This window comes from Vibrio sp. N418 (genome assembly GCF_000222565.1).
GTDB lineage: Bacteria > Pseudomonadota > Gammaproteobacteria > Enterobacterales > Vibrionaceae > Vibrio > Vibrio scophthalmi.
This window is the reverse complement of the sequence record NZ_AFWD01000099.1, coordinates 1-24766: the sequence shown is the minus strand read 5'-3', so window position 1 is coordinate 24766 and position 24766 is coordinate 1. Positions and strand designations below refer to the sequence as shown.

34 protein-coding genes are annotated in these 24766 nt (G+C 43.8%); 26 read left to right on the top strand and 8 right to left on the bottom strand.

Going from position 1 to position 24766, the window contains the following annotated elements:
- Positions 1-13: 13 nt before the first annotated feature.
- Entirely contained in the window at positions 14-1828 is a 1815-nt protein-coding gene (locus RH86_RS19570) for a cation:proton antiporter (RefSeq protein ID WP_009388148.1), read from the top strand.
- A gap of 471 nt (positions 1829-2299) precedes the next feature.
- On the opposite strand, the gene RH86_RS19560 is transcribed toward RH86_RS19570, so the two are convergent.
- The gene (locus tag RH86_RS19560; RefSeq protein ID WP_009388147.1) at positions 2300-2776 is read right to left on the bottom strand and encodes a GNAT family N-acetyltransferase; all 477 of its coding nucleotides are present in this window, start codon (positions 2774-2776) and stop codon (positions 2300-2302) included.
- 432 nt (positions 2777-3208) lie between these two features.
- Here RH86_RS19560 and RH86_RS19555 point away from each other — a divergent pair, with 432 nt between their 5' ends.
- The 7 genes from RH86_RS19555 to RH86_RS19525 all read left to right on the top strand — a co-directional run bounded on the left by RH86_RS19555 (position 3209) and on the right by RH86_RS19525 (position 6182).
- The gene (locus RH86_RS19555; RefSeq protein WP_009388146.1) at positions 3209-3490 is read left to right on the top strand and encodes a hypothetical protein; all 282 of its coding nucleotides are present in this window, start codon (positions 3209-3211) and stop codon (positions 3488-3490) included.
- A gap of 43 nt (positions 3491-3533) precedes the next feature.
- Positions 3534-3902 carry a DUF4087 domain-containing protein gene (locus RH86_RS19550; RefSeq protein ID WP_009388145.1) on the top strand — a complete coding sequence of 123 codons (369 nt, stop codon included), beginning with the start codon at positions 3534-3536 and terminating at the stop codon, positions 3900-3902.
- 46 nt (positions 3903-3948) lie between these two features.
- Positions 3949-4299 (top strand): hypothetical protein, encoded by a 351-nt coding sequence (locus tag RH86_RS19545; protein ID WP_009388144.1) that lies wholly within the window; start codon positions 3949-3951, stop codon positions 4297-4299.
- 47 nt (positions 4300-4346) lie between these two features.
- Positions 4347-4757, top strand: a complete 411-nt coding sequence (locus RH86_RS19540) for a lysozyme inhibitor LprI family protein (protein WP_223296376.1) — start codon at positions 4347-4349, stop codon at positions 4755-4757.
- A 48-nt stretch (positions 4758-4805) separates the two neighbouring features.
- Positions 4806-5231 (top strand): VOC family protein, encoded by a 426-nt coding sequence (locus RH86_RS19535; protein ID WP_009388142.1) that lies wholly within the window; start codon positions 4806-4808, stop codon positions 5229-5231.
- A 21-nt stretch (positions 5232-5252) separates the two neighbouring features.
- The gene (locus RH86_RS19530; RefSeq protein WP_223296373.1) at positions 5253-5738 is read left to right on the top strand and encodes a hypothetical protein; all 486 of its coding nucleotides are present in this window, start codon (positions 5253-5255) and stop codon (positions 5736-5738) included.
- Positions 5739-5804: 66 nt separating this feature from the next.
- Entirely contained in the window at positions 5805-6182 is a 378-nt protein-coding gene (locus RH86_RS19525) for a DUF4087 domain-containing protein (protein WP_009388140.1), read from the top strand.
- A gap of 123 nt (positions 6183-6305) precedes the next feature.
- On the opposite strand, the gene RH86_RS19520 is transcribed toward RH86_RS19525, so the two are convergent.
- Both RH86_RS19520 and RH86_RS19515 read right to left on the bottom strand, forming a co-directional pair.
- Positions 6306-6647, bottom strand: coding sequence for an MTH1187 family thiamine-binding protein (locus RH86_RS19520; protein WP_005600356.1), 342 nt, complete (start codon positions 6645-6647; stop codon positions 6306-6308).
- A 20-nt stretch (positions 6648-6667) separates the two neighbouring features.
- Complete coding sequence (locus RH86_RS19515) at positions 6668-7159, bottom strand: peptidylprolyl isomerase (RefSeq protein WP_009388139.1); 492 nt, start codon at positions 7157-7159, stop codon at positions 6668-6670.
- A gap of 161 nt (positions 7160-7320) precedes the next feature.
- Here RH86_RS19515 and RH86_RS19510 point away from each other — a divergent pair, with 161 nt between their 5' ends.
- The 5 genes from RH86_RS19510 (at position 7321) to RH86_RS19490 (ending at position 10014) form a co-directional block, all read left to right on the top strand.
- Entirely contained in the window at positions 7321-7722 is a 402-nt protein-coding gene (locus RH86_RS19510; RefSeq protein WP_009388138.1) for an NUDIX hydrolase, read from the top strand.
- Positions 7723-7811: 89 nt separating this feature from the next.
- Complete coding sequence (locus RH86_RS19505) at positions 7812-8186, top strand: hypothetical protein (RefSeq protein ID WP_009388137.1); 375 nt, start codon at positions 7812-7814, stop codon at positions 8184-8186.
- A 147-nt stretch (positions 8187-8333) separates the two neighbouring features.
- Positions 8334-8762, top strand: coding sequence for a lysozyme inhibitor LprI family protein (locus tag RH86_RS19500; protein WP_223296372.1), 429 nt, complete (start codon positions 8334-8336; stop codon positions 8760-8762).
- A 72-nt stretch (positions 8763-8834) separates the two neighbouring features.
- Positions 8835-9557, top strand: coding sequence for a hypothetical protein (locus RH86_RS19495; protein ID WP_009388135.1), 723 nt, complete (start codon positions 8835-8837; stop codon positions 9555-9557).
- Positions 9550-10014 carry a hypothetical protein gene (locus tag RH86_RS19490; protein WP_009388134.1) on the top strand — a complete coding sequence of 155 codons (465 nt, stop codon included), beginning with the start codon at positions 9550-9552 and terminating at the stop codon, positions 10012-10014. The genes RH86_RS19495 and RH86_RS19490 overlap by 8 nt, the downstream gene beginning before the upstream one ends.
- Before the next feature lie 73 nt (positions 10015-10087).
- Here RH86_RS19490 and RH86_RS19485 read toward each other — a convergent pair whose 3' ends face one another.
- The 3 genes from RH86_RS19485 to RH86_RS19475 are packed head-to-tail and all read right to left on the bottom strand — an operon-like array spanning position 10088 to position 12392.
- Positions 10088-10732, bottom strand: a complete 645-nt coding sequence (locus RH86_RS19485) for a lysophospholipid acyltransferase family protein (protein WP_009388133.1) — start codon at positions 10730-10732, stop codon at positions 10088-10090.
- A gap of 9 nt (positions 10733-10741) precedes the next feature.
- Entirely contained in the window at positions 10742-11674 is a 933-nt protein-coding gene (locus RH86_RS19480; protein ID WP_009388132.1) for a phosphatidate cytidylyltransferase, read from the bottom strand.
- Positions 11667-12392 carry a CDP-alcohol phosphatidyltransferase family protein gene (locus RH86_RS19475; RefSeq protein ID WP_009388131.1) on the bottom strand — a complete coding sequence of 242 codons (726 nt, stop codon included), beginning with the start codon at positions 12390-12392 and terminating at the stop codon, positions 11667-11669. The genes RH86_RS19480 and RH86_RS19475 overlap by 8 nt, the downstream gene beginning before the upstream one ends.
- Before the next feature lie 492 nt (positions 12393-12884).
- On the opposite strand from RH86_RS19475, the gene RH86_RS19470 reads away from it, so the two are divergent.
- The 8 genes from RH86_RS19470 to RH86_RS19435 all read left to right on the top strand — a co-directional run bounded on the left by RH86_RS19470 (position 12885) and on the right by RH86_RS19435 (position 18102).
- Positions 12885-13244 (top strand): hypothetical protein, encoded by a 360-nt coding sequence (locus RH86_RS19470; protein WP_009388130.1) that lies wholly within the window; start codon positions 12885-12887, stop codon positions 13242-13244.
- A 65-nt stretch (positions 13245-13309) separates the two neighbouring features.
- A complete protein-coding gene (locus RH86_RS19465) occupies positions 13310-13771 on the top strand; it encodes a hypothetical protein (protein WP_009388129.1) in 462 nt (153 codons plus the stop codon).
- Positions 13768-14157 carry a hypothetical protein gene (locus tag RH86_RS19460; protein ID WP_009388128.1) on the top strand — a complete coding sequence of 130 codons (390 nt, stop codon included), beginning with the start codon at positions 13768-13770 and terminating at the stop codon, positions 14155-14157. The genes RH86_RS19465 and RH86_RS19460 overlap by 4 nt, the downstream gene beginning before the upstream one ends.
- Before the next feature lie 9 nt (positions 14158-14166).
- Positions 14167-14508 carry a hypothetical protein gene (locus tag RH86_RS19455; protein WP_009388127.1) on the top strand — a complete coding sequence of 114 codons (342 nt, stop codon included), beginning with the start codon at positions 14167-14169 and terminating at the stop codon, positions 14506-14508.
- Positions 14505-15005, top strand: a complete 501-nt coding sequence (locus tag RH86_RS19450; protein ID WP_009388126.1) for a lysozyme inhibitor LprI family protein — start codon at positions 14505-14507, stop codon at positions 15003-15005. Before RH86_RS19455 ends, RH86_RS19450 begins: the two co-directional genes overlap by 4 nt.
- Before the next feature lie 31 nt (positions 15006-15036).
- On the top strand, positions 15037-15471 hold the full coding sequence (locus RH86_RS19445; RefSeq protein WP_009388125.1) for a hypothetical protein: 435 nt from the start codon (positions 15037-15039) through the stop codon (positions 15469-15471).
- A 61-nt stretch (positions 15472-15532) separates the two neighbouring features.
- Positions 15533-17428 carry a hypothetical protein gene (locus RH86_RS19440; protein ID WP_139047683.1) on the top strand — a complete coding sequence of 632 codons (1896 nt, stop codon included), beginning with the start codon at positions 15533-15535 and terminating at the stop codon, positions 17426-17428.
- Positions 17429-17676: 248 nt separating this feature from the next.
- Positions 17677-18102, top strand: coding sequence for a hypothetical protein (locus RH86_RS19435; RefSeq protein ID WP_009388123.1), 426 nt, complete (start codon positions 17677-17679; stop codon positions 18100-18102).
- Positions 18103-18287: 185 nt separating this feature from the next.
- Here RH86_RS19435 and RH86_RS19430 read toward each other — a convergent pair whose 3' ends face one another.
- Positions 18288-18563, bottom strand: coding sequence for a nitrogenase-stabilizing/protective protein NifW (locus RH86_RS19430; RefSeq protein WP_009388122.1), 276 nt, complete (start codon positions 18561-18563; stop codon positions 18288-18290).
- 282 nt (positions 18564-18845) lie between these two features.
- On the opposite strand from RH86_RS19430, the gene RH86_RS19425 reads away from it, so the two are divergent.
- Positions 18846-20522: a DUF342 domain-containing protein gene (locus RH86_RS19425; RefSeq protein WP_009388120.1), complete on the top strand. Its 1677-nt coding sequence runs from the start codon at positions 18846-18848 to the stop codon at positions 20520-20522.
- A gap of 84 nt (positions 20523-20606) precedes the next feature.
- On the opposite strand, the gene RH86_RS19420 is transcribed toward RH86_RS19425, so the two are convergent.
- Entirely contained in the window at positions 20607-21167 is a 561-nt protein-coding gene (locus RH86_RS19420; RefSeq protein ID WP_009388119.1) for a TetR/AcrR family transcriptional regulator, read from the bottom strand.
- Between the two features lie 88 nt (positions 21168-21255).
- Between RH86_RS19420 and RH86_RS19415 the strand changes: the two genes are divergently transcribed.
- From RH86_RS19415 to RH86_RS20610, 4 genes are all read left to right on the top strand, one after another.
- Positions 21256-21789 (top strand): dihydrofolate reductase family protein, encoded by a 534-nt coding sequence (locus tag RH86_RS19415; protein WP_009388118.1) that lies wholly within the window; start codon positions 21256-21258, stop codon positions 21787-21789.
- A gap of 486 nt (positions 21790-22275) precedes the next feature.
- Entirely contained in the window at positions 22276-23001 is a 726-nt protein-coding gene (locus tag RH86_RS19410) for an IclR family transcriptional regulator (RefSeq protein WP_005600395.1), read from the top strand.
- 5 nt (positions 23002-23006) lie between these two features.
- On the top strand, positions 23007-23840 hold the full coding sequence (locus tag RH86_RS19405; RefSeq protein ID WP_009388117.1) for an arginase: 834 nt from the start codon (positions 23007-23009) through the stop codon (positions 23838-23840).
- Between the two features lie 729 nt (positions 23841-24569).
- Positions 24570-24722: a hypothetical protein gene (locus RH86_RS20610; RefSeq protein ID WP_190275927.1), complete on the top strand. Its 153-nt coding sequence runs from the start codon at positions 24570-24572 to the stop codon at positions 24720-24722.
- Positions 24723-24766 lie beyond the last annotated feature (44 nt).

Sequence of the window (24766 nt, the reverse complement as noted above, 5' to 3'; positions counted from 1 at the left end):
TAAGGTGCAAGGAATGCAAATCGGTAACGAAGCGCTGGTTTTAGCGGCGGTAGGGGTTGTTGGTTTAGGTTGTCAGTGGCTTGCATGGCGGTTGCGTTTGCCTGCCATCTTGTTTTTGTTATTAGCGGGGATTGTTCTCGGCCCCATCTTACAGTTGTTCGATCCTGATGCCGTATTGGGTAATCTACTTTTTCCGTTAGTTTCACTCGCGGTAGCGGTGATCTTGTTTGAAGGTAGCTTGACGCTCAATTTCAAACAGATCAAAGCGGTGAGCGGCTCTGTTTGGAGCATTGTCTCGATTGGGGCATTGGTTTCTTGGCTATTGACCAGCGCCGCGACGCATTATCTTCTTGGCTTTGAATGGCAATTGGCTATTTTGTTTGCCAGCCTAACGGTAGTAACGGGGCCGACGGTTATCGTGCCGCTGTTAAGAACGGTGCGACCGAATGCCAAATTGGCCAATATTTTACGTTGGGAAGGGATTCTTATCGATCCCATCGGCGCACTGTTTGTGGTGATGGTATATGAGTTTATCGTCTCACATAGTGCGATTAACAGCGTTGAAGTCTTTGTTACCTTGATTACCGTTGGTGTTGGATTCGGGATTGCCTCAGGCGCAGCGGTAGCTTCGGCATTGCGCAGAGTTTGGTTACCGGAATACTTACAACCCTTTGCTGTTCTGATGGTGGTATTAGGTGTGTTTGCACTTTCCAATCATATTGAATCAGAAGCGGGCCTATTGACCGTTACTGTGATGGGCATGTGGTTGGCGAATGCAAAGGGAATCAATCTGCAACAAATCCTCCATTTCAAAGAACACCTTACGATCCTACTCATCACTGGATTATTTATTTTCTTAGCCGCTCGTATTCATTTAGATGATTTTGCCGCTCTAGGCGTTGCTTCAGTGCTGTTGTTTGTCTTTATGCAGCTTATCTCTCGTCCAGTCTCTATTTTCCTCTCTACGATGCGTAGCGGGCTTTCTTTACGTGAAAAGCTGTTTCTGTCTTGGGTTGCCCCGCGCGGGATTGTGGCTGCGTCTATTTCATCCCTGTTTGCTATTAAGTTGATGGAGTACGGGATAAGTGAAGCGGTGTTGCTGGTGCCATTAACGTTTATGGTGATCATTGGTACCGTTGTTCTGCAAAGTGCTACCGCACGACCAATGGCACTGGCGCTCGACGTAGCAGAAGCCAAGCCGCGTGGTTTTTTGTTGATTGGCGCTAACCGAGTTGCCCGGGAAATAGGCCAAGCATTGGCTCGTTATGATCGTCGTGTTTTATTGACTGATTCAAACTGGGATTACATCAGCCAGGTACGAATGCAGGGAATGGAGGGTTATTATGGCAATCCGATTTCGAGCCATGCTGAGGACAATCTCAACTTGATCGGTATTGGCCAAGTGGTCGCACTTACCTCAGATCAACATTTCAACATGATGGCTTGTATGCAGTTCGTGACGGATTTTGGTGAAGATAAGGTCCATTGCTTACAGAAAACCATACGCAGCGAGAAACCCTCCAGTGAGAAGCATACGGTGTCTGCACAATATCATGGGCAATTGCTGATGGGAGGGAACGTCAGTTACAGCCAATTGGCCAGTTTACTCAGCCAAGGCGCAGAAATTCGTCACACCAAGTTAAGTGATAGCTTCAGTTATGCTGACTATCTTGAATTTCACAAACATAACTTTGTGCAACCGCTATTTTATGTCGCTGATAATGATCAGATCCATTTTTGTGATGATCCTGAACACTTCTTGCCAGCCAATGGGTGTACGGTTATCGCGTTGATCCGCGAAAGTGACACGATCAGAGATCAAGACTAACGTGATCCTGTGCTTTTTTATTGGGTGTAACGTCTAGATCTTCAGTTTGAGTGGATGAAAAGTAAGTGGTGTCCCTCTGTTTTACTGATGATCTTGTAAATGTGGTGGTGATTTTGTCTACTATCGCCACCATATCCCAATGAGCCAATTTCCTCTTTTTCTTATCGGGTTTTGATTGTTTTTTCATGAGGTGGAGTAAAAGGTAAACGCATTTTGCCTTGAATTTGTACGCGTGTTGTTTCTTTAAACAAGGCTGATGGTGAGGTTGAGGCTTGCTGTTGGCTAATAGAGCGCCGTTCTAGCCCCTAATTTGCGTTGGTTAAACGTGAAAATTGAGAGTAGATTCCAAGCAGAAAGATCATTATTGCTTTGATCTTATTGAATTCTTTATTGAATTCTTTATTGAATGAAATCAGTCGATCATTTTGCTGCGATCTCAACACCGACCGATAAATCTAGCATTGTCTAAATTCAAAGATCGTGAAGTGGTTGAATCATTTTTTCGGTCCGCTGTAAGCTCATCGGAACGAAGCGGATTCCATTGAACTCTGCTTCTTCTCCGTTAGCCTCAAAACCTTGGGAGTGATAGAAGCTAACGGCATTCACTGACGATCGCAGTGTTATCGTTTCTGCCGCTGTTGAGTGAAGTAGGTGTGCAAGTAGCTGTCCACCAATGCCTTTACCTTGGGCTGATTTGGCAACGAAAAGGTGAGTTAAGTAGTTGCCATCTCTTAAAGCGGCAAAACCCACTAGGTGGCCATTGAGGATTGCTTTGATGGTGGTGAAGTTCTGGGTAGCAAAGGTTGCTTCAATCCCTGGTAGCACCACTCGTTGGTATTCATGTTGGCCTTGTGTGTTCAGCAAGGGTAAAACATCACTTTGAGATACATTTGATACCAGTGCTTTTACCGCAGTAAGATCATGCTTTGTGACGCGCTTAAATTCCATTTTCCACTATATCCTTGTTCAGTTGGCTTTAGGTTCTCGTCCAGCAAAGCTCGATGTTGATCATTGCTGAATCTAACCTAGCGGAGTGGATAGTTTGATGGCAAGCGATATTTACGACAATGTTGAAAGCTCAAATCACTCATTTTTAGTATTTGATTCCCCCGTTAAGTCTCTACTCTTAAGTACTTCTCCTTAAGCACCTATCCTTAAGCACGGATGGGAGTTATAAACACCAACCGAAGATACGAACTTTACAATGTAAATAGCGGCGAATAGGCAGACTAAAAGCGTGGTGGGTAGAGAGGTACAAGCGATTTGTTTTGTCTCGACGAAGCAATATCTTGCTAGCGTCATAGAATCGAACGTTACACGTTGTTATAAAAGAAATAAAAGCACATTATTGCTGCCAGATCGAGCATTTAGGATTCAGGTATGAACTTAGATAAAGCCAAGAAACGCATTGCCAAACAAGTGAATAAAGGCTTCAAAGGTTATCCTCAAATTACGTTGGCTTATTATGGCCAAGATAAAGACTGCGCGACGGAAGTTGAGATCCAATTTATCCAAGCTGAAGGTGATGCACCACAAGAGCAACGTTTTTGCAGTGACACTGACGTAAGGGAAAGCGAATTGATCCAAACCACTTTGTTGAAAATCATTGAGAGAGCTAACGTAAACTCGGTTATTGAAGTGGCAGGCGTCGCTATTCGTTAACTAGCGAGTGATATTCGCTTATTTAAAAGGAACAAAACCTGCTATGAAGTTTAAATTTATGCTTTGCGCATTGCTATTGCCCCTTAGTCTTCACGCGGCGGAAAATCGTTGTGGCTGGGTGCTAAATCCAACCCCACATAATGTCTGGTTACACGACCGTGATGGCACTTGGACAATCTCTATGATGGGTGATTACCTAGAAGAAACCCCGTCGCTATATCGGTTTTCTGAGGCCTTTGTAGATGAAAGCCAAGTGGTGAGAAATAATGGTGTTTATGGTTATGCTTGCGCTTGTATGAAGGTGGATATTGATCAAGAGCGTGAACGTATCACCAAGATCTACCAAGTGAATCAGCTAAGTCTAAAACGTTGCCAAGATGACCGTGCTATCGCGGGTTATGTCTTGGACTGACAGATCGCGATGTAATCGTGCTGATAAATAAGGATCGAGTACCGTAATGAAGAAGATAGCGATTGCGTTGGCGCTTTTTTTTAGTGCATTTTCGTATGCTGATGTATTAGAAACCCAAAACTACACCATCTCTATCGAGATCAACTGTGAGCAAGGGGAGATGCTGTGTAAGGATGTCTCTTACCTTGGTGTGTCAAAAAAATCGCAAAATCAGATCCAACTGAAAGGGGAAACCGTGCATACCATCTGTGCCGATGGCGTAACACCTTGTACCTTTTTAGGTTATCGATTCCAAAATGGCACAGTGGACTATTTTGTGAGTGTTCATGGTGATTTGAGAGTGACTAACACCAGCGGCGATACGCTTTTGCATGAATCTGGAGAGTGGCGCGATTGAGTGTGGAGCTTGCCAATAGCTATTAGTTAAACCTATTAGGAAATTCAGTGAAAAAAGTCGTTATGTGCCTTTCTGTGGCACTGCTTAGTATGCCAGCTTTGTGTACGGAATCCTCTTCCAATGAGATGGAAGATCCATGCACAGTGGCTGGTGGGGGTGCAATGGCCGGGTATTTATGCGTAGAGCAGAAAATGCAAGAAGCCGATAAAGCATTGAATGCTAGCTACCAACAAGCCATTAAAAGAATTACGGCGGAAGAGGAATGGGCTAACGCCGAGTTAGTTGCTCCATTTCGCGCCGCCCAAAGAGCGTGGCTAAAATTCCGTGATACTGAATGTGAATTTTATGGCCTCTCCACGGGAGCCAATGGTGGCTGGACTGGCGTACAAATTGAAGAGTGCAAACTGGCAATGACCGAAGAGCGCACGAAATACTTCAATAGCGTCTTTTACCTCTAAGTGTTGTTGCTGTAATTTCGCCACCTCTTGCCTGTAAGGGAAGTATTAATGGAAATAAGCCATCTCGATCATCTAGTGATCACCGTAAAAGATATCCCAACCACGATCAATTTCTATCAAAACGTATTGGGAATGAGTGTGGTGGAATTTGGCGCAGGCCGTTTTGCATTGGCTTTTGGTCAGCAAAAGATCAACTTGCACCAACACGGGCAAGAATTTGAACCGAAAGCTGAGTCAGTGCAAGTGGGCAGCAGCGATTTGTGCTTTATTACCAAAACCAGATTGATGGATGTAGTTACTCATATTGAGCAACAAGGTGTGGCGATTATCGAAGGGCCGATAGAGCGTACTGGTGCGATGGGCAAAATAGTGTCGATTTATATTCGCGATCCGGACGGTAATCTGATTGAGCTGTCTAATTATCTACACCACGGTAAGGATTCGCTTGATGGCAATAATGAGCCGTCAAAATAATCAACTTAAAGTAGTGAATTCATGAATACAATAATAAAAGTGTGCATGCCACTTGGTTTTGCGCTTCTACCGTTAACGACTGTGGCGGAAAGTTTATGTCCGGCAACCGAACAAGCGGTTTTTTCTTGTGAGATTGGTACAAAGGCAGTGGCTGCGTGTTTGGCTGAAGATGGCAAGGTGAGTTACCGCTATGGCACGCAAACCAAGCTTGAGTTGCAACTCGATGAGCCAGTGTTAAGCACAGGTGGTTGCTCTGGTGGTGGAACATCTCGGCTTCGTTTTGCTAACGGTGATTACAGCTATATCGTTTATGACGTGATGTGTAACGCAGAAAAAATTGGTCCTGCTCAATGGAGTAAAACCGATTATGCTGGTTTGATGGTAGTGAAAGGCAATAAGTTACTCGCCAATAAAGAATGCACTGACTATTCCGCCGGAATCCTTGGGGTCAATACCAGCAAATTGCGCCATGTGAAGAAAGAAGAATATAACTATGATTTGCTTTAGTCTTACGACGATGTGCACGATGATAGAAACAGTAACCTGGTAAAACAGAGTCAAAAGGATGGAGTAATGAGGGCTTGGGCTTTAGGTTTGGTTGTACTGGCTTCATGCCAAGTGGGTGCGGCAGAGATGCGTTGTGGTTGGTTTGATAATTCGACCCCGGGCAATATGTCATTATTGGATCGTGACGGTAGCTGGAACATTTCCGTGCAAGGTGGTGAAGCGGTTGATGATGACTCTATGGCGATTGTTAGCCAAGTCACCGAGAACCAAGATGAGTTTGTACGAACTAATCGCAATAATGGTTTTAGTTGCGCCTGTTTAACGGTGGATAGCGATATAGAGAGTTTTACGATTGTAAAAATTCATCAAGCGAAACAATTGTTGTTAAAGCAATGTTTGGAAGATATCCATATTACCCCACACATTCCATTACCGTTTAAATAGTGCAACAGCCGCCAAGAGCGATGAACGTTATCGATGCTCATCGATCTTGGCAACAAAGCTCATTTATTCAATTGCTTAGCTAGTTATAAACTGGGCTATTGATAAACTGAGCCATTTACAAATTTAGCTATTCACAAACATGTGATTGGCTTTGGTGACGCCCCGATCATAAGTACAAAATGTATCAGTTGCAGCTTCAGTTTTGCTGTGGATCTTGATGTTGGTGATCACCTCAAGTGCGCCCGCGTCATAACACGCTTGTTGAGCGTTTTTCACGATCTCAAGTAAATGGTTTAGCTCACCTTTCATGGTGGTTTCCATGGCGCCAACTTGGTATGGCACATTGGCGGCCTTGACCACCTCAATCGCTTTATCAACCACCTCAAAGTTATTGCCTTCTTTAAGGCGAGGGATCACTTGAAAAGCGACAAATACATCTTTGACGATAGGATTTTGAACGGACATGTCTCTTTATCTCACCTAGATTATTTGATGGTTACTTTGGAGATCGTAATGGTATCAAGTGGTACATCGTCATGGCCTTTCTTGGTGCCAGTGAGCACCTTGCCAATGTTATTTACAACGTCCATCCCAGCAGAGACTTTACCAAATACCGCGTAGCCCCAACCTTGATTGGTGGTACCAGTATGGTCAAGGAAATCGTTGTCATCTAGGTTGATGAAAAACTGAGCCGTAGCCGAATGCGGAGCATCAGTGCGAGCCATCGCAATTGAGCCGATGGTATTTTTTAGGCCGCGATTTGCTTCATTGACGATAGGATCACGGGTCTCTTTTTCACGCATATCTTCCGTATGACCGCCACCTTGGATCATAAACCCGTCGATAACACGGTGGAAAATCGTGCCTTCATAAAACCCATCTTCACAGTATTTTAGAAAGTTTTTTGAACTGACAGGGGCTCTCTCCATGTTTAGTTCAATCTCAATATCACCAAAATTAGTGGTAAAAACAATCATGTATTGGCTCTTATAGTGTTGGGGTAAATAATCTCATTCTGAAGTATACGCATTATCGAGCCGAGATACCCGTTCAGCGTAATACTCGCGCTGAATAACTTAGCTAAACCGCCAATAGATTGTTAAAATTCAAACCATTAAAATTCTTGTTGGGGTGACCTATGACGAAACTGATCGATAAATTGGCATGGTTCCATGTGTGTGATGGCAAAGTGCTTGCAGTGCGTTCACAAGGAAAAGAGTTGTTCTATCTTCCTGGTGGTAAGCGTGAGCAAGGCGAAAGCGATGAGCAAGCGCTGGTTCGTGAAATTAACGAAGAATTGGCGATCGATCTGCATCCAAGCAGTATCAAGTACGCAGAGACGTTTACCGCTCAAGCTGATGGTAAAGCGGAGGGGGTTTCAGTTCAGCTTACCTGTTATTTCGCCGATTTTAGCGGTGAGATGAGCCCTGAAGCGGAAATTGAAGAGCTGAAGTTTGTGGCGATGGAAGATAAATCTGTGTGCTCATTGGCTTTGCTCGTGGCAATGGATTGGCTGAAATCACAGCAATTAATTGATTAATATCGATAACGCGAATGAAAACCCACCGTGGTTTGGTTAGACGTAAATCAGCAACGAAAACCAAGTAATCAAATAGAGAGGAATGATGCATGTCGTGTGCTTGCTACCGAATCAGTCAATGGGCGGGGATGATCTCATTGGCTGCGGCTTTGTCCTGTATCAGTGTCAATGTGATTGCAGGATGCGATGAGATAAGCGCTCAGTGTTTGGTTATCGTACAGGGAGTAGAAAGCACAGAGGCTTGTGAGATAACGACTTGCGCTAACACCAGTGAATATATTACTCAGTGGACGCTAGCAAATGGAGGCGCGGTTTCTGAGCACTCTGATAGCCAATCCAACCTTATTAAGGTCAATGAGCAAGCGGGCATACTCTTGCCGTCGAGTATTTTGAAACCCAGCTTAACGTGTTACGCATCAAAGGATGGGCAGATCGTTTATTGTGCCAAGGATGCGTGGTTATAGCGGCTGCTTTTTCACATCTAATGCTTTTGCATCAGCGTTAAAAAATGCTTTTGTGCAAACAATTCACCTGCAACTCTAGCTATCTTGTTGTAATTGAATACTATTGTGGCCTCATTAAAGAATGTCCGTATGAATGATTTTGGAATCATGAAGAAACCTATAGCAATGATTGTGGCTTCGATGTTCTCATTAAGCAGTGTTTTTGCAGTAGCTCAGACCGGTGAGGTGCCCGTCGTTGCAAGTTCCGATGACGTCGTTAACCAGTGCGAGTTTTCTCCTGCCGCATGCGATGTGATGGCGGGTTACGATATCGCTGATGACAAGCTCAATGATGTTTATCAGAACATTGTAGGTAAAATTGAATCCAATCAATTTGACGGCTATTTGGTGGCTAAAGATGAGATTAAAACGTCGTTAGTGGTCGCTCAGCGAGCTTGGCTCAAATATCGGGATGCCCATTGCGACGCTTACTACACCTTATTTAGCGGAGGGACATCGAAAAATATTGATCGTATGATTTGCCTTACCGAGATGACTGAACAGCGTATTTTGGTGCTGCAACAGCTTTATCTCTAAGCTACCTCTCTTTTCCACACAGACAAAAAATTGTCTTTTCGACCATTGTTACCCATTTCGGAAGCTCGATAAATGAATAAGTGTTGTACTGCTATCTCAGTGTTGTTAGCCAGTGGTTTTACGTCGTTTTGTTACGCGCAATCAGATTCGGTTGTGTTCGAATTTTCGCCAATTAGCAGCGAGAAATACCAAGCTTTAGTTCAAAATAAAGTGCAATACGCTCAGCCAAAACTGGTCGAAATAAAAGATTCGAAGAGTGCTTATGCAATGCTCGGCAAGCGCATCAATGTTACCCAAGAGTCTGTTGAGAATGCGGATTGGATTCGAGAAACCCTGAATATTTACAACACGAAAGGTGAGAGTATCTATCAGCTTGAAGACTTTGAAACCTGTGGTTTTGAAGCTTTCTATCCGCAAGAGCAGTTACTTTCTTTTGTTTGTGGTCATGAATCTGATTGGCTGGTTTCAACTCTTACGGGTGAAGAGATAGAGGAAAACCCACAAGATCGTGAGACGTCGCCTGATGGTCGTCATCGCATCAGTGGTTACTATAACGGCCAAGAATCAAGGGCGTTTTTACAGAGCTATGATGAAGGTCAATGGCGTACGCCGGAAGTGACGATTCGCTTATCACCAACCGTTGAACTAAAGCCTGAACAAGAACCTTATCGCCAAGAATGGTTGTTTGCTTTGATGGGAGAAAAGCACTGGCTTAGCAATGATCGTTGGATCTTCTACAGTCACAGTTATGATCAGTATTTTGATATGCGAATGGTCAATACACAGCATGATTAGTCGTGGTTTGATTGCCGTGAAAAAGACGTTTGTAGTCGGTCTAATTTCTTTATCGGCGTTCGCAGCAAGTCCTTCAGTTTTCGCTAATACGTTGTTTTATTGCCAGACTCAAAGTGGTAAACAAGTCGAAGTGCAAGATTTTGGCAGTATTATCCATTATCGATTTGGTAAAAAGCTGGTGGAAGCCGAATTGCAACTGACGGTTTCTCGCGATTTAGCGTCTACCTATCAATGGATTGGAGCAGGTTCAAACGAGTATTACTCTGTTTCAATACCTAATCCATCAGCGCAAAACGCGATTGTTTATCGGGTATTTACGTCACGAGAGCGCAAGCCTGATGGCAAAATGGAATCGGGAATTGATGTGCTTTCTCAGGGTAAAATAATGGCGACGATTTTGTGCCAGAATGAGAGCCTTTACGAACAACTAATCGGTGTCGATCTGCCAGCGGAATAACCGTGCATATTAAACGAGAAAAGGGCGCGATTGGTTAATTCAATCGCGCTCTTTTTGTTAGCTTGCTGAACGTTTATTCTTCGTAGTGAGTCACAATGCACGCTTGTGCTAACTGCTGATACTCTGCTTGCATCGTCACCAGAAACTCATCCGCATCGATAAACTTCTCAATCGGTGCTCCCAATACCACATCACAGTTAAAGGGGACAAACATCGCTGTACCTTTGGGTAGCGCTCGGCCTAATCCGCGCATCACCACCGGAATGACAGGGCAGGCCTGATGTTCGTTAACCAAGTGATATATCCCTTTCTTTAGTCCGCTCATGGTTTCAGGTTCGCCACGGCTACCTTCCGGAAAGATGATCAAGATGTCGCCTTGATTAAGCGCTTTATGGCACTCATCAAACACTGCGTGACGATCACTTTTACTGGGTGAGCGATGGATGGGAATGATGCCCAATACATTGAGTGATAGCCACGCTGAGATTTTGTTTTTGAGAAAGTAATCCGCCGCCGCTACAGGGCGCACTTTGTGCACCATACTGATGGGAAACAGCGCCAACAGCACCAAGGTATCGAGATGACTGTTGTGATTGGCAGCCACCACCATTGGGCCATTGAGCGGCAGGTTCTGTCGATTAATGATGTTAAGGCCTAAGCCAACAAACACGAGTGGCTTTACAAACAATAGGACGAACAGAACTTTGAAAATTGTCATCTCGCCCCCTTAGTAGTAAAGGTAATAAATGAAGTGGAAGAACAACGGCGCGGTAAACATCAAGCTATCAATGCGATCCAAAATACCACCATGGCCGGGGATAAACTGGCTGGTATCTTTGATTTGTAAGTCGCGTTTGACCGACGAAATCACCAAATCACCAATAAAGCCACTAAAAGCAATGATCATCCCTGCCACCAGCCCCTGCGCAGAGGTAAGCGGTGTTAGATATGGGGCAACAAAATAGCTGGTGATGATGATGGTTGCCGCGCCGCCAATAAAGCCTTCCCAGGTTTTATTTGGGCTGACTTTCGGCACAATCTTGTGTTTGCCAAAGCTCTTACCCCATACGTATTGGCAAACATCATTAAATTGAGTGAAGACCAATAAGAACAGCAGCATGCCCATTGAACCCGCCTCTGGATTCTTGCTCGGTAATACCAATAGATAGGCCATGTGGCTGACACAAAATACCGTTAGCATCAGCGCCCAGTGAATGATGCCTGCCGAGCGGATAAAACCTTTGGTATCACCAATCAACACCGCGACCATCGGAAGATAGAGGAACATGTAGACTGGAATAAAGATGATGTACATGCCATACCAGCCGATCGATAACCAATAGTATTGGAATGGGATCGAGAGATAAGCCCAGAAGATCACGCGTCGATCTGTCATGCGAGTGGGTACGATGGAGAGGAACTCTTTTAGCGCCATAAAACTTAAGAAGGCGACAAAGATCAGCGTGTATTGGGTAGGTAGATAGAGCACGACAAAGACGATACCGATCATCCACCACCAAGAGCGAATACGCAGTTTTAGTTCGTGGTAATCCTTTGTTGGATTACGGCGTGATAAATAGAGATAAACCAAGGTGCCAATCACGAGTATGAGCGTGATGGCGGCCATCATATGCAGCGAATGAATTGGGATACTAGTCATGTGGTTTCTCGTTCAATGGTTCGCTTAACGGCTCACTGGCGGCGACTGACGCGGCTTGTGCTTGTTGCTCTTTGGTCGTGAAAATAAACGCCAGTCGACGCCAACAGGTAAAGGAACACCCGATCACCATGGTTGCCAGAGCGATGTCCATCAGATAAAGCCCAACATTTGGCAGCAAATCAAACCACTGGTTAATCGCCATCACTAATAGCGTCACGGTGAGGAGTGCCATTCGATGTTGTTTGGCCATTGGCCCGCGAAAATCGGCCGGGCAATCCATGCTGACTCCCAATACGCGAATATAAGCTGACAGTACCGCTAGGAGTGCTGCAACCCAAGCTAGTGGCATGGCAAACGTGGAGTAGGCCACCAGACCTGCCGCGACAATCAATAGTGGATCAGCGATGCGATCGGGCACATCGTTAAACAGCTCTCCTGCTGGGGTTTTCTTACCGCCTTCGATTGCGACCATGCCATCGAAAAGATTGCACAGTAAACGCATTTGAATCATGAGAGCGAACAGCACCAACCAAATTGGCGCCGGCCAGAAGTGATAACCAACTGAAAAAGCGAAACCAACCGCGGCAAAGACAATACTCATGAGCGAGATTTGGTTGGGGGTGATGTTTTTTTGGCTCAGCCAAACAGCAATACGTTTGGTGATAGAAATATTACGCACTGCGAGAGGGCGGCGATTAGACTCTTCTTGATTTTCCATGCAGCCAATGTCCTTGAATGAATTTGGTTGCATTATAACGACTCTGCGCCATTAATGAATAATGTAATAACAGTTTGATTTGTCACCATTCAAACTGCGTGTGACCTGTCAAATTCCCTCTACCTTGTCTGCTCTATTTGTGTAAAGTAATCAAAATAAACAATGAATACAGCTTAATTATTGGGCTGATAAATGCATTTCAAGTGTGGCAAGATTGTTTGTGTTCATCAAGAGTTCTATCGCAAGCGTTTGCAAAGCGTGCCTGCTCCACAACATTAAGAAAAACAAGCATTTTGCTTTAACAATATGGCGCGAGATGTATATCAAAAGAGTATGATTTATAGCGAGTGAGGTGAACCTTTTATGAGTGTATCCCTCAAACCAGTCGGCTTACGTTACGGTTATTTAACCAATAGGGTGAGCACAAGTTGTTATTGGTTTCAGGCTTATAGTGAATTGCGAGATAGGCCTTTTGCTCTAGGAAGTAGATTGATGAAAACGTCGCTTTTTTACCACTGCCCAAAATGTGCCGCAGACACTGTTCTGTCGGTAAAACATATCGATAAGATTGGCGGAGATGGTTGTTTTAATTGCCATTCCTGCAATGAGGTGTTGCACTTAAGTGATCAAGGCATGAAAGTGCTCAATGGTCGACGCGCGGAGCTAAAAACGTTGGTGCCTTATCAGGCTGGTGGTATTTTGATGTTAGTGGCTGCCACTGCGATTCATTTCTTGGATGGTATGGCCGCAGATACGTTATTGCTTTGCTATATCATTGCAGTGACGGCGATCTTGAAAGCACACTCTACTTTTTTCCTCGACTCTCACCTTGTATTTCATGAGAACGCCTAGCGCTTGCGCTCAAGGCCTTGAATCATAGTCGTGTTCTCTATTGAGAATAAATTAATTCGAATGATATGAAGTTTAAAATTGCCGATAAATTTGTAAAGCATAAATACCGAGGCCCGATTTTCATCGCCTTATTGTGGCCGGTACTGATTTTCGCTGGGTCTATATTACTTGGCGGAACCATACCTCTGGAACCTGTTTTCTACGCGTTCTGTTTTTCTGGCTTTGCCGCTTTGCTTAATTTTCGTGGTGGCCATGCCTTTAGAAAGTACGCTGCGCAACATAGCGTAGAGATCACCCCTGAAGGCATGACTTCTCATGAACCTGATACCACAGAAACGATGCCATGGGGTAACGTAAAAAGCGTTATCGTCAAAGGTTCTGCGCAAAGGGTCAAATCGTTAAAATTACTCACTAATAATGGCGCGAGTGCCGATCTATCTCGATACGCAGATCTGGAGTTATTATGCACAGAGCTAGAAAAATACGTCGCCGCTGAACAATGGCAATATCGTGGATACAAAAAATGAATAAGGTTGGATTAATCAGTTACTGGCTTGTTTGCCTATATGTTATTTCGCAACTGGCGTTGATGAATGAATGGCTCATCTTTGTTGATCTATTGTCATTGACCACGGTTTTAGCTCCGACTATTGCAGCTTGGTTTATCAGAAATAACAGCTCGGTAAGTGACCGCGTAACTTTGTGTGTTAAGGTTTGCTGGTTAAGTGGTGGTTTAATGTTCGTTTATGGCCTAATTTCACTGCTGAGTAATTTCCACAATGATGCCATTGCAATGGCTGCGGGCTTGAGCGTTGCGCTGATCCCTATTATTTACGCCATGATGATAAGTTTACTGTTGGCGCCATTCACGTTCTATTCTTGTCATTCTGTGGCGGGTAAACAGGTCGATTAAGGAAAATTGATGTCTGAATCTCAGGGGATAATTGAATTTTTCGCTATGTCAGGTCTCTTGCATATCTTGGCGATTCTCGTGCTGTTGGTTGTTATCGTCATTGTTGTGGTCATCGCCATTTATGCGTCGTCAAAATCCAGTAGTAAAAGAGAAATGGTCACGGATGGAGGTGTTAAGCAGAAGGTGATTGAGACGAATTCTATTAAAGGCCAAGAGTTCATGAGACTGGCTAGCTACTATGACCCTAAATTGCCACAACGAGCGTGTGTGAGTTGTGCCAGTACGATTAGCAAGGGCAAAGCCGTCTGTGCTCAATGTGGCGCTTTATCTGTCGCGCAGCGCTCATCATGAATAAATTTCTATCGCTAGCACTGTTTTTATTTTCTTGTGCCAGCCAAGCCAATGAGTTTGTCGAAAAGCCGATTGAGCATTTTCAGCCGTTAGCCGAATTTGCGAGTGTTGCTGATTATGAACGGCCAATTGCTGAGTACGTACAAACCTGCTTAGACAATAGCTTTGGCGGTTCACTGTCACTACGCTGTTTCGTGGCTGATGAGTTGTGGGATAAAGAGCTTAATTATTATTACCGATTACTTTATCGAAGTTTAGATTCAGAGGGTAAGGCAGAACTTAAAACCAGTCAGTTAGCTTGGTTAGCCTCACGCGATCAGAGTATCGAATTTAATCGTCATCTTATCCGTCAGCAATACCCGCAGGCGGGATCTATGTATGTCGCAATTCGTGCACAGGTCGCATCTGATCTATTGGCTCCGCTGATTAAGCAACGAGCCCTGTTACTCAAGCAATGGTTAGAAATATTAGAACAGCAGCCTTTCGAGCCGCTGTGACGTCATGGATATAATCAATTAAGTAGAGAATATGAAACCTTTTATCCCTCTGATCACTTTTCTTTTTGGATGTGTGAGTACCCCCTTACTTGCAAATAACGTGATGATGGACACTCGTTGCTTTTCATCACCTAACGGTAAGATTAACCTTGAGCTAAAAACCTATCTTGATCGAGATATCGGTTGGGTGGGGGGACAAATACGCTATAAGCAATCTGAAAGTCATATTCCATTGGTATACCAAGGAGAAGAGACGATCAATGAAGTCCCCGATAGACCATGGGAGTTCAAACATACTTGGTTGGAAGTTGTCGACGGTAAAATCAATGGGCGCTATGAGTTCCATAGCCAAGGCGCAGTGGTGTGGAATCTACATTACATCCATAACAGTGGTCGAAATGTTGATCTTTCTAGTCAGTCTTACAACCTTGATGATAACGGCCAGTGCATTTGGAACAGCAACTAGCAAGCAATGAGCAAAGCGCCGTGATATGAATAATAACCATCGACATTGAGTAGGTTAGGTTTTGAAAAATATAATAAAGTCACTTTTTAGTCGTTCAGCCGCCGTGAATGAAAATAGCCTAGAAGCTGGGCACTACATGCTGGAAAATAAAGAAATAGAGCCGCAATATCGTATTCAAACCCAGTGCTTGTATTACGGCGGTGTCGCGCAATTGCAAATTGTTAAGCAGAATGGTCTCAATTCCGAGTTACACAGCCAGTTTGAACTGCAAGGCTGCCAGCAGAATGTGGTATTAACCGAATGGTTGGATAGCACACGTTTTGTTGCGGTTGATAAGATGGGACAAGTTTATATTGCTGCGATTAACGCGCCAGGTAAATTCACGCTAGCGCCGATATTTTCATTCGAGGTGTATCCCACCAAAGACGTTTGCTTGCAGGACGGTAAATTGTACTTAGTGGGAGCAAAGAAAAGCGGACGTCGTCGAGATAGCCTCCTATTCTCGACTGAGCTCAGTATCGCGCTAACACAAACATCGGTAGAGCAATTGAGTGCTGCTCATTTCACTATTGAGCACTATGAAGTACCTTTTCGCTTTGTTGGCGGCAGTATGGTTTATATTGGTCGTGATGAATTTGTTTTCTACCAATTGGGCAAAAAACGCACTCATCAACTGATCAGTTTCAATCCGGTTACAGCGGCAGTAGAAAACTATGAGCTAGCAGGAAAACCGGCTCCAGATGAGATTCCCATTCGCCATATTTTCTTTCAAGATAAAAAGCATGCCACGCTAATATTGGCCAATGCGGAAACGGTGACATTAGCCAAAGGTGCTGATGACGAAGCTGATGACGTTGAACCATGTTTTGATTTTTCGGTGCAGTGTATCGATTTCAAGCAGAAGAAAACCGTGTGGAATCGCGTTGTACGCTCATTGAGCGCTGAACAAATTTGTGACAAATACGATCGAGAAGAATTGGTTGAATCATTAACTGCTATTGCAGGCGGGGATGTCAGTTCAAGCCACCATGATCAACTACAAACGTTTATTGAGTGTTTAACCTCGGCTACGCTAGCAGAAGATGGCCAGAGTATTTGGCTTGGCTGGCAAGATAACAAAATCCAACAGATATCGCTCAATGGAGAATGCTTAACGCCGCTCTATTCGTTGATACGAGCAGGCAGTGAACGTGGTTTAAGCCTATTTGAGCATGAACCTGTGGTGATCCAAGGTCAAATCGACCAACATTTTATGATTGCTGTTGGTATGGAAGACGATGAGTTTCTCTGGCAATGCGATCTTGCTCAGGCGGAGCTTGCTAATACCAATCAACTGCAATGTGCTCAATCACAATTAACACTGACCATACCCAACATGATTGGTGGTATTCCTGCCATAAGTGGTCAGGTAGATGTGCCTTGCCAAGACTTCAATGATGACAATGCGCGTGTAGAGTCGCTGAGAAATCTGCTGGCACTGATGCCAGCATGGCAATCTCACTATGAGCAGAACCTGCGAGATAGGCCGTATAGCACATCATTCTATGTCGCGTTTAACGGCCAGCAAACTTGTGATGTCACGATGAAAAGTGAATACGATGTTTTCCCTTATGCGGCTGGCCACGCAGAGGGCGCAGATCTTATTGCGCAAATTATTGCCCAGTATGCTACTTGGTTATGTGCCGGTGATCTTGTTGGAGCGAAAGGCCATCCCGCATTAGCTGATGCAGTGATGTCTTTGGCCGATAAGCGCCAATATTTACCCGTCATTGCCGACTATTTCTGTGCGATAGGTAGTCGAGAGCCTGTTAACCCTTATCATATACATCAAACGTTGCCTGTCATTCGTGAGGTGCATGCCGACACACCAGAGTTGACGGCCTTTATGGCGAAGGTCCCTTGGCCATGGAATGATGCGAGCTATAGCGTGCCCAATGTTGGTGATTATGACGATTAACCAACCAGTTGATAAATAGTAAACTATTGCTATAAAAGGACATGGTTTTTACCGTGTCCTTTTTACTTGTTAGTTTGCTTGTTACATTATTTGTAATTCAACTGCTTAAGATGGCGTTAAGCCCGGTTGGGTAAGAGTATAGCGATTTGGCGGCAAGTTTCAGTTTGCGTGTATAGCGGCTTGATTTAAGATGCAAGACATTGGCATAACTTAATGCCCCTAATGTTGTAATAATAGGAAGGTTAATCATGAAAAAATATCTCACCGCGCTGATGTTAGTTACTGCTTTAACTGGTTGTGATGACGCAAGCAAAGCGATTGAGCAAGCACAAGATGCCGCCAATGACGCCGTTGATAGCCTTCAAGAAAAAATCGAATCGGTGGATCTTGAGTCGCTGAACCTTGATCAATTTGGTGAAGCCGCTGAGTCAGCAGAAAAATTGGCCGAATCGGTGCAAGAAGCGTTGACGGTGGATTTTGCCGATCAAAACGCCCTCACTGAAGCGAAAGAGCACATCGCCAATGCGTATGCTTGTTTAGTTGATGTTTCGTCAGAATCGACCGCTGAAAAGCTGATGAACAAAGTAATGGAAACCATCAGTAATCAAGAAGCACAATCGTTGATTGAGCGCAGTATTGATAAGGCTAAAGAAGCACAAGAGTGTGTGATGTAAACACCCTGCATATTTGCTGCTTCAGCGTTGTTGACGACACTCTCTCACTCTAATCACACAGAGCTCTATGCTCATAGAGATTCGTTTGTTTGTCGCCTAGCTGTAGTAGCAACTACCGTCGATGTAAACTGCTCTGGCATAAGCTACACCGCTATTGTTGTTGATGATGTTAGGATGACGATGTCTTAACGCCGTTGGCAGGTAGTACATCCTCGGCAGGCTTGCCTTGTGTACTTATCTAAGCGTGAGCGCTGAATCTTACAGTAGGCATTTTTCAACGCTCGACGCGCGGCAAACCAATCTTCTGGTTTTTGCAAAATCAAATAGCCATTAAAGCGTTTCACCAATTGGGTGCCATATTCATTGATGAACTTGCTATCGTACTCAATATCAAAATGATCTAAAGCTTGCTCGATAGAAGTAAAGCTGGCGATGGTTTTTTGAATTTCCGTCTGGCTCATCATAGTATTTCATGCAAGAAGCGTTGTAGCTGGAAAATAGCATATCTTCTTTTTATCTGCTTTGATTTTATCCTCGTCCAGTCGAGTTTTGTTGGTGCTATTTTTGTCTAAAATTTGCACGAAAATCATAACTAGTGATTCGTTACTCAAACCTCTGTCACATCCTCTTACTTTTCTTTGTGTTATTTACCAGACTCAAGCCGGAAAATGCTAGCGCTTTCATACTTCTCACCGGTGAAGTTATATACACTGCAAGAGAGTATTTACCAAGGTAGACCGACCATGTGGAAAGATATCGTCTCACTGTCTGACGATAAGCAACAGGTCATTGCTCGCTTACCCAAAGAGATGGAGCTTAAGCGTGATTTTGACCAGAAAGGACTTGCCAACGTTTTATCCGATCTCAATGTCGGAGCCTACTTTGTTCTTGAAGAAGAAGTATTGCGTTTTCTCTCCCTTGCCAAAGAAGGAAAATCGGAAGCATTCCACGGTATCGTGGTTGCGGAGGTACGCAACGCGACGGTTGAAGTTTTGGTTACCGATAACGATATGCTCGCTAGCATGGTTGTGACGGGGGCTTACGGCGGTAAGCCGCTACAAGGTCCACAAGTGATCCACGCGCTTGCACGAGCATCTGTGACCAAAGGTATCAACAAACTCGCGCTAAAAAAGGTGATGGCGGTCAGCCACCAGCTTAAAGCTGGTAAACAGTTCACCCAACCGGTGGCCACCGGCAAAAAACCGATTGAAGGTAAAGATGCGAAGTTCGTTGCCTTGGTGAAGGATGTCTCTAAACAAGTTTTAGCGCCGATTGAAGATGAAACCGGTAAGGTGGATATGCTCAATTTGGGTGAGACTATCAACGTCGCCGCGGGCCAATCATTGATGCGCCGTGTCCCTCCAACGATGGGCACTCCCGGTTTAACCGTGCAAGGTAAAGTTCTTCCTGCTGGCGACGGTAAAGATGCTCCACTCAAAGAAGGCAAAGGCACGGTGATTTCCGATACCGATCCTAATGTGCTGGTGGCAGCGGTATCTGGTATGCCAATTTTGCATGCTGCGAGTGTGGATGTGGATGAAGTTCTGGTGGTGCAATCGATCGGTGTGGCAACAGGACACGTGAAGTTTAAAGGCAATGTGATTGTACGCGGTAATATCGAATCAGACATGATTGTGCGGGCTACGGGCAATATTACGGTGGCTGGCTTTGTGGAATCGGCTGACGTACAGGCGCAAGGTGATATCGAAGTGGCGAAAGGGATCATTGGCCATAATGTCTCTGATAACCAAGCGAAATCATGTCTGTTGAAAGCGGGCGGGTCAATCAAAGCCAACTATGCCCAGTTTAGTGAATTACAGGCGGGTCATGATATCAATTTGACCATTCACTGCATGAATAATGAAGTTCGCTGTGGCAATAACTTAACAGTCAGTGATGAGTCTGGCCGTCAAGGGACGTTAAGCGGTGGACGAACCAAAGTTGGCGGTAAAATTACCTGTGTCAATTTGGGGGTCGAAGGTGATACCCCAACTCACATCCATGCCTTTGCGCGCTATAAAATGCACAAAGAGCGCCAAAATAAATATAAAGAGCACTACCAATTGGCGCAAGAAACCACGATGGATGTAGTGCGCAAAGAATTAGAATTTAAAAAACGTCCAAAAGCGGATCGCAGCGAAGAAGAGCAAGATCAGATCGATAAACGTAAATTCTCCGCCAATGCGAACTTGGAAAAAATTAAATATGCTCGTGATAGCCACGAGGCTGAGTTTAATCGCTTGTTAGAAGAGAACGTGGTGAAGGTGACCAATAAAGTCTACTCTCATGTCACGATTCAATTTGGTGAGGATAAAGTGACGACTAAGCGCTCTCATGGGGCGAGTTTTTTCAGCTTTAACCAGTTTGAGATCCGTTGCTCTGCCACGTTAGATGAAGATGCCTTAGCGGAAGATTTTTAGACCACTGACTTGTTTGATTTATATTTGAAAGCTCTTGTGAATAACAAGAGCTTTTTTATTGTCAGGGGAGAAAGTATTAGGGAGTTAGTCAGGTGAAATCGCCGCGCAAATCAGCAAAATCGCCCCTTCACTCATCGTAATATCGAGTGATTCTCGGTCTTGATTGCACTTCATTGCCAAGGCAAATCCATGTAGATAATCCACTAAGAGCCCTAATGCATTATTGGTAGTGGTTTCATTGAGCTGTAAAGGCTCTAAGACCATCTCAAAGCGCTGAGTGAACAGTTGGGCTGGGCCAAGCGCTTTCATCGACAGCAGTGTTTCTAGCAAGCCATTATAGCGTTGTAGCAATCGTAAATAACTGTGAGATAAGCGTATCAGTTCATTTTGCCACGCTTGGTCTTCTTGAGGCAGGTAAATGTCGTTTATCAAGGAGATGGTTATGGCTTCTAATAGCGCATTCTTATTGTCAAAGTAGTGGTAAATCGCCATCGCATCGACGTTAAGCGCGCTAGCTAAACGGCGAATACTGGGGACTTTCTCATCCTCTCTCATTAAGCTTTTTGCCTGATCAATGATACTGACACGGCTAAGTGCGACAGAATCTTTGGCCGGACGACCACGCTTACTACTCTTGACACTCATTTGGATGACTCGCTAAACTCAATTAATTCTACGCTGTAGATTTAATTTTAATTTCAATCCAAACAATTAACAAGTATTGGAGATCCTGATGACCAACATCGTCTACATAGCGACCAGCCTTGATGGTTATATTGCAGATAAAGAGAATAAAATCGACTGGCTACATGAGATCCCAAACCCTGACGGCAATGATTTTGGTTTCGCACAGTTCATGACAGAAATTGATGCTTTAGTGATGGGGCGGAATACGGTGGATATGGTGCTCAGTTTTGACTGTGATTGGCCTTATACAAAACCGGTTTTTGTTTTGAGCCGTACCATGAACTGTGTTCCAGAAGGGTATGAAGATAAGATTTTTCTCATCAACGGGGAATTGAAAGATGTCGTCGCTGGGCTAAATGGAAAGGGCTACCACAACCTCTACATTGATGGTGGTTTGACGATCCAAAGCTTCTTGCGTGAAGATTTGATTGATGAATTGATCATTACCACGATTCCGATTGTGCTGGGAGGGGGGATTCCTCTGTTTGGTGAGTTACCACGGCCACTGCAATTTAAACATGTGAAATCTGAGCGCTATTTAGATTGTTTGGTGAAAAATCACTTCGTTCGCCAACGTTAAGTGGTTTTGCAGGGAAAGGCGAGTATCAGCTAACTATCTATTAGCAAAGTGGCAATGCTATCAGTAAAGCGACAATGCTATCAGCCAAGCGACGATGTTTAATCGCAGCCAATGATCACTCATTGGCTGTTTTTTTCGTTTAAGGTTTATTTCAAACGATGAGAATCTGCTGACGCTATTCTTATTGAAAAAGAAATGATGTCGATAAATTATCATTGAACGATAATCGACGTATACACCACGATAAAACACTAAAAATTGCTATTTGTGGCCAGTTAAATGGCTTAATTGACAGTTTTTCTGCAATTTCTCTCTTGTTTTTGTTCAATATTCGATAGTTTACCGCATGCTTGCTCTCATTTTGTATTATTTGGTCATTCTCACTAGTTAAGAAAGTGTGAGCTTTATTGTTTATAGTTTCTCACCATTTAGGAATACAATTTGCGCAACTCTTCTATGAAAAGATAAAACATAAGTGTGAACTCGATGAAGCAGAATTCAGGACAGGTTAACGAGAAGCTATTGCAGCTTTTGATGCAAGTCGCGGTTAACGAAGAACCAGTAACAGCCAAAACGCTGAGTGAGCAGTTAGGAACGCCGATTAGTAGTTTATATCGTCACCTTAAGCTACTTAAAGAGTGGAACTTGATTGAGGAAAGTCCGAGTGACAAAACCTTGATCATCGGTCCGGCTGCGTTGTTACTTATGCGTAGCTATGAAACCAGCCAGCATGATTTGGATTCTGTTGATGCAGTGCTTAACCGACTGCAAAAGCAGACAAGTGAGATGGCCGCTTACATGGTTCCCGTTGGTTACCGAGCGTTGTGTGTGAGCCGTAAAGAGAGCATGCAAGCATTGCGTTGTAGTTATGTGCAAGGTCAAAGCCAGCCGTTGCTAAGAGGTGCGTCCTCAAAAGTGATGTTGGCGTTTATGCCGGCGCAACGCCGTGAAAAAATCTTACGCTATTTTGGTGAAGCTCATCGAATTAACGAATGGCAACAGGAGCTTGATGCTATACGTTCGCAAGGTTATGCGATCAGTACATCAGAAATTGATCCCGGCGTATCCGGTATTAGTGCTCCTGTAATGAAAGGATCGAAGTTAATTGGAGCGATCTCCGTGATGGCGCCAGCGCATCGTGTGCTGCAAAACCAACAACGGATCATCCTTCATGTACTTCAAGCGGCAAGGGCACTCCCTCCAGAAAGGTGATTTGTATGTTTGGTCTATTTCGACGTAATAAAAACCACGATCCCGTAGGTGTTTCGACTCATTCAATGGCTTTGATTAGTGCAGCTCAGTTACTTAAGCCAATGAAAACCGTCGAATTTGAAATGGCCGAACAAAGTCTATCTGATGTATTTGAGTGGATGACAGAGCAAAATCATAGCCGCTGGAGTAATGGCGGTCATTTTTTGCTCTCTGATCAAATGGTTGGCCGTTATCAACTCAATCTAAGTCGCTATTTAGGCTCCAACAGTTTACCTGTCGTCTTTACCAATAGTACCGAAACCATACTGCATGCTTTGCCGCTTTTGCATGTACCCAATAAAGAACTCGGTATTATTCATGTTGGTAATCAATTCGAGAACAAAGCAACGTTAGAACCAGAAATGGGTTCTGCTTATCATTTTGCGTTGGCTCGTTTTAATCAATGTCGTTTATTTTATATCGGCATTGATTCGCGGTTACAGAATGAAAAAACGTTTGAATATGCGGAAGATCTTGGATGTGACTGGCTGACATTGCCTGAATGTGAGTTTAGTCACCGCCTCCAACTCAAGCAACAAGTGAGCAGTTACCTCTCCTATTGCGATGAAGTGGTGCTCAATATTGATTTAGAATCGCTGTGCGCTAAATCTCGTTTGGAAGTTGACCGTAATTTAGATGTGCAAATCGTTACGCGTATTATTCGCCAATGCTTGATTTCGGGTAAGGTCAAGATGGTGCAGCTTGTGGGTTGGAAAGATAAGCATGTTTTTGCTAAATCTACGCAAATCATCTTGCAGGAGTTGGCGGGCATGGTGCCAAGCACCGATCAAGTGGCATAGCCATTAACGAGTTATGTAAGTTAGAACGCTTATAAATTCGATTGTTTTTTATACGAGAGAATTGATAGGGGTTATAGAAATGCAAAAGCTGGCTAATGAGCCAGCTTCGAGGTCGTTTTAACACACATTACGCAGTTTTGTTTACTGCTTTATTCGTATCTTTCCAATATTGGATACGAACGCGGTGTAATTGTGCTTTTCTCATTTTCTTCATGATATTTCCTCACGAAAGCGCGTTCTCATATGAACGCTTTTGAATACAGTTCTTCATGAACCTTTTGAATGTAGCCGTGATTGCTTCACATAGCTAGGACTTTGATCACATTTCATACTGAAATCTAGTCGGTAAAAGCGGTTAATGTGGATGACATATCACCTTAATATATCTGACAACAAAACGTCAGAAAAATGCCATCAAAACTAAATTCAATAAAAACAAAAGTTTAACATTTTTATTGCCGCTCATTAATATTAAGCATAATTGGTGCCAGTTATTTCTTGAAAGTTTAATGATAGTGAGGCTGATGAAGTGTGACTAAGGCCAAGTTAACACAAGGGTTTGTGATGAGTTTCTAATCTGAATTAATCCGATCTCCCATCATCCCAGTAAAAAATATTATTTGGCATAAATTTTGTGATGTTGTGTATAATTTGTTATTCACTTGATTGACTAATCGCTTGGTAGGGCATAAATTAATAACATATGTCCCACCCAAGAGAGGTAATCCTATGTTTACATTCGCAATTTTATCCGTCGCAATTTGCGTGTTTTTAGTCTCTTGGGTCTGTCATCATGGATTGCCTATGATGGGCTTACATGTTGATACTGATGATGGACTACTGTTCTCTGAAGTGATTGGAGAAGACGTGCTAGAAGCATAAATTCTTCGATAAGATTTTTTCAGCAAGATAACAAAAAAGAGCCT

Excerpts from the sequence above, each read along its gene's own strand:
- RH86_RS19460 (WP_009388128.1), top strand. The coding sequence starts at position 13,768 with ATGAATAAGGTTGGATTAATCAGTTACTGGCTTGTTTGCCTATATGTT.
- RH86_RS19465 (WP_009388129.1), top strand. The coding sequence starts at position 13,310 with ATGAAGTTTAAAATTGCCGATAAATTTGTAAAGCATAAATACCGAGGC.
- RH86_RS19520 (WP_005600356.1), bottom strand. The coding sequence starts at position 6,647 with ATGTCCGTTCAAAATCCTATCGTCAAAGATGTATTTGTCGCTTTTCAA.
- RH86_RS19535 (WP_009388142.1), top strand. The coding sequence starts at position 4,806 with ATGGAAATAAGCCATCTCGATCATCTAGTGATCACCGTAAAAGATATC.
- RH86_RS19450 (WP_009388126.1), top strand. The coding sequence starts at position 14,505 with ATGAATAAATTTCTATCGCTAGCACTGTTTTTATTTTCTTGTGCCAGC.
- RH86_RS19510 (WP_009388138.1), top strand. The coding sequence starts at position 7,321 with ATGACGAAACTGATCGATAAATTGGCATGGTTCCATGTGTGTGATGGC.
- RH86_RS19425 (WP_009388120.1), top strand. The coding sequence starts at position 18,846 with ATGTGGAAAGATATCGTCTCACTGTCTGACGATAAGCAACAGGTCATT.
- RH86_RS19525 (WP_009388140.1), top strand. The coding sequence starts at position 5,805 with ATGAGGGCTTGGGCTTTAGGTTTGGTTGTACTGGCTTCATGCCAAGTG.
- RH86_RS19430 (WP_009388122.1), bottom strand. The coding sequence starts at position 18,563 with ATGAGCCAGACGGAAATTCAAAAAACCATCGCCAGCTTTACTTCTATC.
- RH86_RS19490 (WP_009388134.1), top strand. The coding sequence starts at position 9,550 with ATGATTAGTCGTGGTTTGATTGCCGTGAAAAAGACGTTTGTAGTCGGT.
- RH86_RS19455 (WP_009388127.1), top strand. The coding sequence starts at position 14,167 with ATGTCTGAATCTCAGGGGATAATTGAATTTTTCGCTATGTCAGGTCTC.
- RH86_RS19530 (WP_223296373.1), top strand. The coding sequence starts at position 5,253 with ATGAATACAATAATAAAAGTGTGCATGCCACTTGGTTTTGCGCTTCTA.
- RH86_RS19435 (WP_009388123.1), top strand. The coding sequence starts at position 17,677 with ATGAAAAAATATCTCACCGCGCTGATGTTAGTTACTGCTTTAACTGGT.
- RH86_RS19515 (WP_009388139.1), bottom strand. The coding sequence starts at position 7,159 with ATGATTGTTTTTACCACTAATTTTGGTGATATTGAGATTGAACTAAAC.
- RH86_RS19500 (WP_223296372.1), top strand. The coding sequence starts at position 8,334 with ATGAAGAAACCTATAGCAATGATTGTGGCTTCGATGTTCTCATTAAGC.
- RH86_RS19480 (WP_009388132.1), bottom strand. The coding sequence starts at position 11,674 with ATGACTAGTATCCCAATTCATTCGCTGCATATGATGGCCGCCATCACG.
- RH86_RS19550 (WP_009388145.1), top strand. The coding sequence starts at position 3,534 with ATGAAGTTTAAATTTATGCTTTGCGCATTGCTATTGCCCCTTAGTCTT.
- RH86_RS19470 (WP_009388130.1), top strand. The coding sequence starts at position 12,885 with ATGAAAACGTCGCTTTTTTACCACTGCCCAAAATGTGCCGCAGACACT.
- RH86_RS19415 (WP_009388118.1), top strand. The coding sequence starts at position 21,256 with ATGACCAACATCGTCTACATAGCGACCAGCCTTGATGGTTATATTGCA.
- RH86_RS19570 (WP_009388148.1), top strand. The coding sequence starts at position 14 with ATGCAAATCGGTAACGAAGCGCTGGTTTTAGCGGCGGTAGGGGTTGTT.
- RH86_RS19475 (WP_009388131.1), bottom strand. The coding sequence starts at position 12,392 with ATGGAAAATCAAGAAGAGTCTAATCGCCGCCCTCTCGCAGTGCGTAAT.
- RH86_RS19505 (WP_009388137.1), top strand. The coding sequence starts at position 7,812 with ATGTCGTGTGCTTGCTACCGAATCAGTCAATGGGCGGGGATGATCTCA.
- RH86_RS19555 (WP_009388146.1), top strand. The coding sequence starts at position 3,209 with ATGAACTTAGATAAAGCCAAGAAACGCATTGCCAAACAAGTGAATAAA.
- RH86_RS19485 (WP_009388133.1), bottom strand. The coding sequence starts at position 10,732 with ATGACAATTTTCAAAGTTCTGTTCGTCCTATTGTTTGTAAAGCCACTC.
- RH86_RS19405 (WP_009388117.1), top strand. The coding sequence starts at position 23,007 with ATGTTTGGTCTATTTCGACGTAATAAAAACCACGATCCCGTAGGTGTT.
- RH86_RS19410 (WP_005600395.1), top strand. The coding sequence starts at position 22,276 with ATGAAGCAGAATTCAGGACAGGTTAACGAGAAGCTATTGCAGCTTTTG.
- RH86_RS19445 (WP_009388125.1), top strand. The coding sequence starts at position 15,037 with ATGAAACCTTTTATCCCTCTGATCACTTTTCTTTTTGGATGTGTGAGT.
- RH86_RS20610 (WP_190275927.1), top strand. The coding sequence starts at position 24,570 with ATGTTTACATTCGCAATTTTATCCGTCGCAATTTGCGTGTTTTTAGTC.
- RH86_RS19495 (WP_009388135.1), top strand. The coding sequence starts at position 8,835 with ATGAATAAGTGTTGTACTGCTATCTCAGTGTTGTTAGCCAGTGGTTTT.
- RH86_RS19420 (WP_009388119.1), bottom strand. The coding sequence starts at position 21,167 with ATGAGTGTCAAGAGTAGTAAGCGTGGTCGTCCGGCCAAAGATTCTGTC.
- RH86_RS19545 (WP_009388144.1), top strand. The coding sequence starts at position 3,949 with ATGAAGAAGATAGCGATTGCGTTGGCGCTTTTTTTTAGTGCATTTTCG.
- RH86_RS19560 (WP_009388147.1), bottom strand. The coding sequence starts at position 2,776 with ATGGAATTTAAGCGCGTCACAAAGCATGATCTTACTGCGGTAAAAGCA.